The following is a 5,654-nucleotide window of genomic DNA, read 5'->3' as shown; positions in this document are numbered from 1 at the left end:
GGAATATGCGACACAGGTGTTCCTCACCATCGGAGGAACCATTAAATTTATTCCTATGACAGGTATCACGCTGCCGCTGGTCAGCTATGGAGGAAGCTCTATGTTCTCCACGGTGCTGATGCTGTCGATCATTCAGGGATTGTACATCTTAAGGGAAGACGAAGGTGAGGAGCTTGAGAAAAGACGAAACAAGAAGAAACGAAACCAGCAGAAAAACGACCCAGGCGCCAAGAAAAAACGACGCCCGGACGAAGAGACCGAAAGACGAAAGAAGAGCGGCAGCCGGAACGACGGACAGGGAACCCGCCAGAAGTACCGCGAGCAGCCGGATGAATTCGAACGGCGGATCGAAGAGCAGACCGAGAACAGCCTCCGCTGGTAAGGCGGCAAACAACGGCGCAGGGCCGTATCTGATCGTTTCGTTCCTGTTCGTGGCCATGTTTCTTGGGTTGATCGCGTATCTTGTTTACTTTAATGTCGTGCGGAAAGAAGAATTTCTGAATAGTTCTTACAATACGAGACAGAATAACTATGCAGAGCGCGTGGTCCGCGGAACAATCTATTCTGCGGACGGCCAGGAACTGGCAAAGACGACGACAGATGAAAACGGGGATGAGATAAGAACGTATCCGTTCGGCAGCCTGTTTGCGCAGGTGGTTGGCTACACGGGAAAAGGAAACAGCGGCCTCGAATCTTCCTACAACTATATGCTGATGGAGTCCCATACAAGTAAGTTAAAGCAGGTAAAGAATGAATTCAGCGATGCGAAGAACCCGGGAGACAGTCTCTATACAACGCTGAATACAACACTCCAGCAGGCCGCGGCCGATGCACTGGACGGATACCGCGGTGCAGTTGTCGTGCTGGAGGCAAAAACGGGCCGTGTACTTGCCAATGTGAGCAATCCGGTTTTTAATCCCAATACGATTGATGAGGACTGGGAGGCACTGAACGCAGACGATGAGAGCGGCGTGTTTCTGAACCGCGGTCTGCAGGGAAGATATCCGCCGGGATCTACGTTCAAGATTGTTACTTCGCTTGCGTATCTCCGTCAGAACGGAACACTGGACGGTTTTTCGTTCGACTGTGACGGTGAGCTGACAGCAGGAAACTATACGATTCACTGCTCCGGCGGTGAAGTGCATGGACCGGAAGATTTTGCAGGTGCGTTTGCACATTCGTGCAACTCTGCCTTTGCACAGATTGGCCTTGGGCTGGATAAAGATGCCTTCCGCTCGCTGGCGGATTCCCTGTATCTGAACAGCCGTCTGGATCTGGAGCTTCCGACCAGCAAAAGTTCTTTCGACCTTGATTCGACAACGGCGGATGCTCTTGTGATGCAGACCTCCATTGGCCAGGGCGATACGCTGGTAACACCGATGGAGATGGCACTGATCGCCTCCGCGGTTGCAAATGACGGAGAAATGATCAAACCGCGTTATGTGGACAACATTGTGTCTGCGGACGGACAGGCAGTCAAAACCTTTTATAAAGAGTCTCTTGGCACGGTAATGTCCGAGAGCGAAGCCAATACGCTGACAGAGCTGATGAAAGGCGTTGTCCAGAGCGGAACTGCAGTTTCACTTTCGGATCTGCCGTACAATATCGCCGGTAAAACAGGAACCGCAGAACACGGAAGCGACGGAGAGACACCGCATTCCTGGTTTGTCGGATTCTCCAATGCGGATGATCCTGATATTGTCATTGCTGTTGTGGCAGAAAACGGCGGATATTCGAGTGAAGTCGCTGTACCGATTGCAAGACAGGTAATTGACGCATATTATGCACAGCAGTAAACGATGAAAAAAACGCGTTCGAACCGGAAAGGATGGGTTCGGGCGCGTTTTCTGAATTTTTAGAAAAATGTTAGAAAAAGGATGCGGTTTTAAGGTTGCGCGGGGGCGGGAAAAGAGGTATACTTTTTAACAGAAGATCTGGCGGCAGGCGGGAAGAAAAGAGCTGTCAGAGAATGGAAAAAGCCAGAAGGAGCTTAAAACGTATGATCGAAGCAGTAAGCTGCGGAGGTATCGTAATCTACCGTGGAAAAATATTGACGCTTTACAAAAGCTACCGCAACAAATATGAAGGATGGGTTCTGCCGAAGGGAACCGTGGAGCCGGGAGAAACCCATGAACAGACTGCTGTCCGCGAGGTGTATGAGGAGTCCGGCGTGCACGGAACCATCATCAAGTATGTGGGAAAAAGCCAGTACAGCTTCAGCATTCCGGAGGACACCGTGGAAAAAGAGGTGCACTGGTATCTGATGGCCTCGTCCGGCTACTACAGCCGTCCGCAGAGAGAAGAATACTTTGTGGATTCGGGCTATTACAAGTATCACGAAGCATATCATCTGCTGAAATTTTCCAATGAACGGCAGATTCTGGAAAAGGCCTATCAGGAGTATCTGGAACTGAAGAGAGCAAATTTATGGAAGGTTCAGCCACAGGCTCAGGGAAAATATGGTAAACTGGTATAAAAATCTGTACGTCGGGGATACTGCAAAAAAGAAACAGAAAAAATGGATGCGCCGGATTGAGAACAAAAAGGCAGTTCCGGGAGTCTGGCTCCTCACACTGCCTTCCAATCCGCAGAACAATCTGGATGTAATTCCGGCGGATCTGCTTTTGCAGCCGGCCGTGCGGAGAAACTGTCCGATGATTGTCGGACTTGCCGTGTCGCGCGAGGAAGCTTTTGAGCTTGTGGAGGCGATCGCATTGGAAACTTATCGGGAAACCGGAGAAGTAAAAATCCGGGAATGGCTGCTGAACCGGATTGAGGGATGTGAATGATACATATACTATTCATGATTTTGAAGGCACTGGGGGTTTTACTCCTTGTTTTATTGTTTCTCGTGCTTCTTATCGTCTGCACCGTCCTGTTTCTTCCTCTTTGCTACCGGGCGCAGGTTCAGAAAGAAGAAGAGGGATTTGCCTGCGTAAAAGCGAGCGGAAGAGTATCGTGGCTTTTCGGAGCTGTCGCGCTGACGGCCTCGTATGAGGAACAGAAGCCGGAGGCGCAGATTCTGCTTTTCGGGGCATCGCTGGAAACATGGAAACGGCGGCTGAAAAAGATCCGCCGGGGAGAAGCGTCCGTGTCCCGGACGGAGGAAAATGAGACAGAAAATGCGCCGGAAGCAGAAAAAACAGCAGAGCAGAAAGCACCGGACCAGACAGAAAAACAGCAGAAGGTGACAGCACAGAAGGAGCAGCCAGAGCAAGAGCAGGAACCGGATGCGCCGAAAAAAAGCATTCTGGAACGGTTTTTCGGAAGGATCGAACATCTTCCGGAAAAACTGCTGAATCTTGCCAGCCGTCTGCTGCAGACAGCTTTCCGGCTGTTGGAACTTCCGTTCCGTCTGCTCGAAAAACTGGAGCAGAAAATCCAGGCAGGCAGACGGTTAAAAAGAAAGTGGGAGAGTGTGAAAAAATTCTTCCGTTCGAAGATGTTCCGTGAGGCACTGCTCCATGCAAAGAAAGAAGTGCTTTATTTCCTAAAGAAAGCAGCACCGAAAAAAGTAACCGGCACAGTCCGGTTCGGATTTGACGATCCGGCACTGACCGGAGAGGCACTTGGCATTCTGGGTATGATTTATGGAAAACTGCCGAAAGACCTTTCCATCCAGCCGGATTTCGAACAGGAAATTCTCCGGGGCGATGTCCGGATGAAAGGAAGCTTTCAGGCTGTGACAGCAGCCGGCATCGCACTTCGATTATTCCGGGATCAGAATCTTCGAAAAACCATACGACATTTCAAACACAAGGAGGCCTAAAAGATGGCAGAAAAGGACAACACATTTCAGAATACCGTAGAAGCACTGTTCCGCGGAATGGACAGCTTTATCACAACAAAGACGGTCGTAGGCGAGGCGATCCACATTGATGATACGATTCTTCTGCCGCTGGTAGACGTTTCCTTCGGCGTGGGAGCGGGTGCATTCGCAGAAAATGCAAAGAACAATGCAGGAGGCGGTATGGGCGGAAAAATTTCCCCGAGCGCCGTTCTTGTCATCAGCAAAAACGGAACGCGTCTGGTCAACATCAAAAACCAGGATGCTGTCACCAAAATCATTGACATGGCTCCGGATCTGATCAGCCGCTTTACCGGCAAAAAGGAAGAGGACGGGTATACCGCAGAGGAAGTAGAGCATATAATAAACCAAGAGGCGGATAAGGAGTAAGCTCGTTTGTGCAGAATTTTAGGTTTTCTGCTGTTCTGGATGGGGGTCGGGCTTCTCATCAGCCTGATGATCCGCAGCTCATTTCTTACGGTTCTTGCGGCCGCTCTGTTGCTGTGCGTGGGATATCATCTGTTCTGCAATACAGGGGAATAGTGAAAAATGCACAAAAAGATCTGAAATGAACTGGCTGATTTGTACAGGGAAATACTTGCAAAATGAAGAAAGCTGCGCTATAATAAGCCCATCTTAAATGAATCAGCCAACTATACTAATATCATAGATCAAGACGAGGGCGTCTTACCAGAACGAAAGTTTTGGTAGATGCTCTTTTTCTTTTGCTGAGCATATGGATCGTCGGCAGGTTCAGCTTAAGAGACCACGCTATTTTTTTCTCCCTTTTAAAATATAAAAAATAGAGCACAACAGGGCATAAGCGAAAACTTATGTCCTGTTTGCTCTTCCCAGAACTTTTTTTAAAATCTTAATTTTATTTTTGAACAGCAAAAAAGCCTTCCCGGACTGGAAAGGCCTTTTAACCATTCAACTTATGCACGCTCTACTTTTCCGGATCTTAAGCAGGAAGTACATACGTACATTTTCTGCGGTACACCGTCAACTTTAACTTTGACAGATTTTACGTTAGATTTCCACATTTTATTGCTTCTTCTATGTGAATGACTTACGTTGTTTCCGAAATGAGCACCCTTCTCACAAATTGCACACTTTGCCATGATTGCACCTCCTTGACATACGTACTTGAGTCAAAACGCATTTTAGACTCACAACATAAGTCATTCTAACAGATCTATACCGGTTTTGCAAGTAAAAAATGAAAAAATTATATGAATTTTGAAGGTTTTTCATTTTAAACTTTCTTTTTTGCGGAAAAGCGGTTATAATGTATCGTAGAGCAGAGTCAGTTATATCGGACTCGCTATGTTATGAACAAGTATGATGGAATTGGAGGATACAAGGCATGAAAGGTCGTATGAATACAGGCTTGGGAGAAATCGTAATCAATCCGGATGTAATCGCCCTGTATGCGGGCAGCGTTGCTGTGGAGTGCTTCGGCATTGTCGGAATGGCAGCGGTAAACATGAAAGATGGACTGGTCAAACTTCTGAAAAAAGAGAGTCTGACACACGGAATCAATGTATCGATTTCGGAAAATAAAATTTCCCTGGATTTCCACGTGATTGTTTCTTACGGAGTCAGTATTTCTGCCGTAACAGATAACCTGATCAATAATGTGAAATACAAGGTGGAAGAGTTCACCGGAATGGAAATTGAAAAAATCAACATCCTGGTTGAAGGCGTTCGCGTCATCGACTGATGGTAATAGGAGGAAATAAAGAAAGTGGCTACAAATACAATTGATGCCGGCTTACTGGCAAAAATGTTTCTGGCTGGTGCAAAAAATCTGGAAGTAAAGAAAGAGTGGATCAATGAGCTGAACGTGTTCCCGGTACCGGACGGC

General features: G+C 47.7%; 9 protein-coding genes. 8 read left to right on the top strand and 1 reads right to left on the bottom strand.

What is annotated here, in order from left to right:
- From ACY2VW_RS13620 to ACY2VW_RS13590, 7 genes are all read left to right on the top strand, one after another.
- The coding region (locus tag ACY2VW_RS13620; protein ID WP_461878416.1) for an FtsW/RodA/SpoVE family cell cycle protein at positions 1–382 on the top strand (382 nt) is incomplete at its 5' end.
- Positions 330–1,796, top strand: a complete 1,467-nt coding sequence (locus tag ACY2VW_RS13615) for a peptidoglycan D,D-transpeptidase FtsI family protein (protein ID WP_461878415.1) — start codon at positions 330–332, stop codon at positions 1,794–1,796. The genes ACY2VW_RS13620 and ACY2VW_RS13615, both read left to right, overlap by 53 nt.
- A 203-nt stretch (positions 1,797–1,999) precedes the next feature.
- Positions 2,000–2,476 (top strand): NUDIX hydrolase, encoded by a 477-nt coding sequence (locus tag ACY2VW_RS13610; protein ID WP_022461900.1) that lies wholly within the window; start codon positions 2,000–2,002, stop codon positions 2,474–2,476.
- On the top strand, positions 2,460–2,789 hold the full coding sequence (locus tag ACY2VW_RS13605; RefSeq protein ID WP_461873059.1) for a hypothetical protein: 330 nt from the start codon (positions 2,460–2,462) through the stop codon (positions 2,787–2,789). Before ACY2VW_RS13610 ends, ACY2VW_RS13605 begins: the two co-directional genes overlap by 17 nt.
- A complete protein-coding gene (locus ACY2VW_RS13600; protein WP_461878414.1) occupies positions 2,786–3,769 on the top strand; it encodes a DUF2953 domain-containing protein in 984 nt (327 codons plus the stop codon). Before ACY2VW_RS13605 ends, ACY2VW_RS13600 begins: the two co-directional genes overlap by 4 nt.
- Before the next feature lie 3 nt (positions 3,770–3,772).
- Entirely contained in the window at positions 3,773–4,177 is a 405-nt protein-coding gene (locus ACY2VW_RS13595) for a GerW family sporulation protein (protein WP_461878413.1), read from the top strand.
- Positions 4,178–4,183: 6 nt separating this feature from the next.
- A complete protein-coding gene (locus ACY2VW_RS13590) occupies positions 4,184–4,330 on the top strand; it encodes a hypothetical protein (RefSeq protein ID WP_167622772.1) in 147 nt (48 codons plus the stop codon).
- A 392-nt stretch (positions 4,331–4,722) separates the two neighbouring features.
- Here the strand turns inward: ACY2VW_RS13590 and rpmB are convergent, their stop codons facing one another.
- Entirely contained in the window at positions 4,723–4,908 is a 186-nt protein-coding gene (gene rpmB / locus ACY2VW_RS13585; RefSeq protein ID WP_022461896.1) for a 50S ribosomal protein L28, read from the bottom strand.
- Between the two features lie 245 nt (positions 4,909–5,153).
- Here rpmB and ACY2VW_RS13580 point away from each other — a divergent pair, with 245 nt between their 5' ends.
- Positions 5,154–5,510 carry an Asp23/Gls24 family envelope stress response protein gene (locus ACY2VW_RS13580; RefSeq protein WP_022461895.1) on the top strand — a complete coding sequence of 119 codons (357 nt, stop codon included), beginning with the start codon at positions 5,154–5,156 and terminating at the stop codon, positions 5,508–5,510.
- Positions 5,511–5,654 lie beyond the last annotated feature (144 nt).

This window comes from Fusicatenibacter sp., from assembly GCF_977045365.1.
This window is presented reverse-complemented; position numbering and strand designations above follow the sequence as displayed.

Bases quoted from the DNA above. Each gene is read 5' to 3' on its own strand.
- ACY2VW_RS13615 (WP_461878415.1), top strand. From the start codon at position 330: ATGAATTCGAACGGCGGATCGAAGAGCAGACCGAGAACAGCCTCCGCT.
- ACY2VW_RS13610 (WP_022461900.1), top strand. From the start codon at position 2,000: ATGATCGAAGCAGTAAGCTGCGGAGGTATCGTAATCTACCGTGGAAAA.
- ACY2VW_RS13605 (WP_461873059.1), top strand. From the start codon at position 2,460: ATGGTAAACTGGTATAAAAATCTGTACGTCGGGGATACTGCAAAAAAG.
- ACY2VW_RS13600 (WP_461878414.1), top strand. From the start codon at position 2,786: ATGATACATATACTATTCATGATTTTGAAGGCACTGGGGGTTTTACTC.
- ACY2VW_RS13595 (WP_461878413.1), top strand. From the start codon at position 3,773: ATGGCAGAAAAGGACAACACATTTCAGAATACCGTAGAAGCACTGTTC.
- rpmB (WP_022461896.1), bottom strand. From the start codon at position 4,908: ATGGCAAAGTGTGCAATTTGTGAGAAGGGTGCTCATTTCGGAAACAAC.
- ACY2VW_RS13580 (WP_022461895.1), top strand. From the start codon at position 5,154: ATGAAAGGTCGTATGAATACAGGCTTGGGAGAAATCGTAATCAATCCG.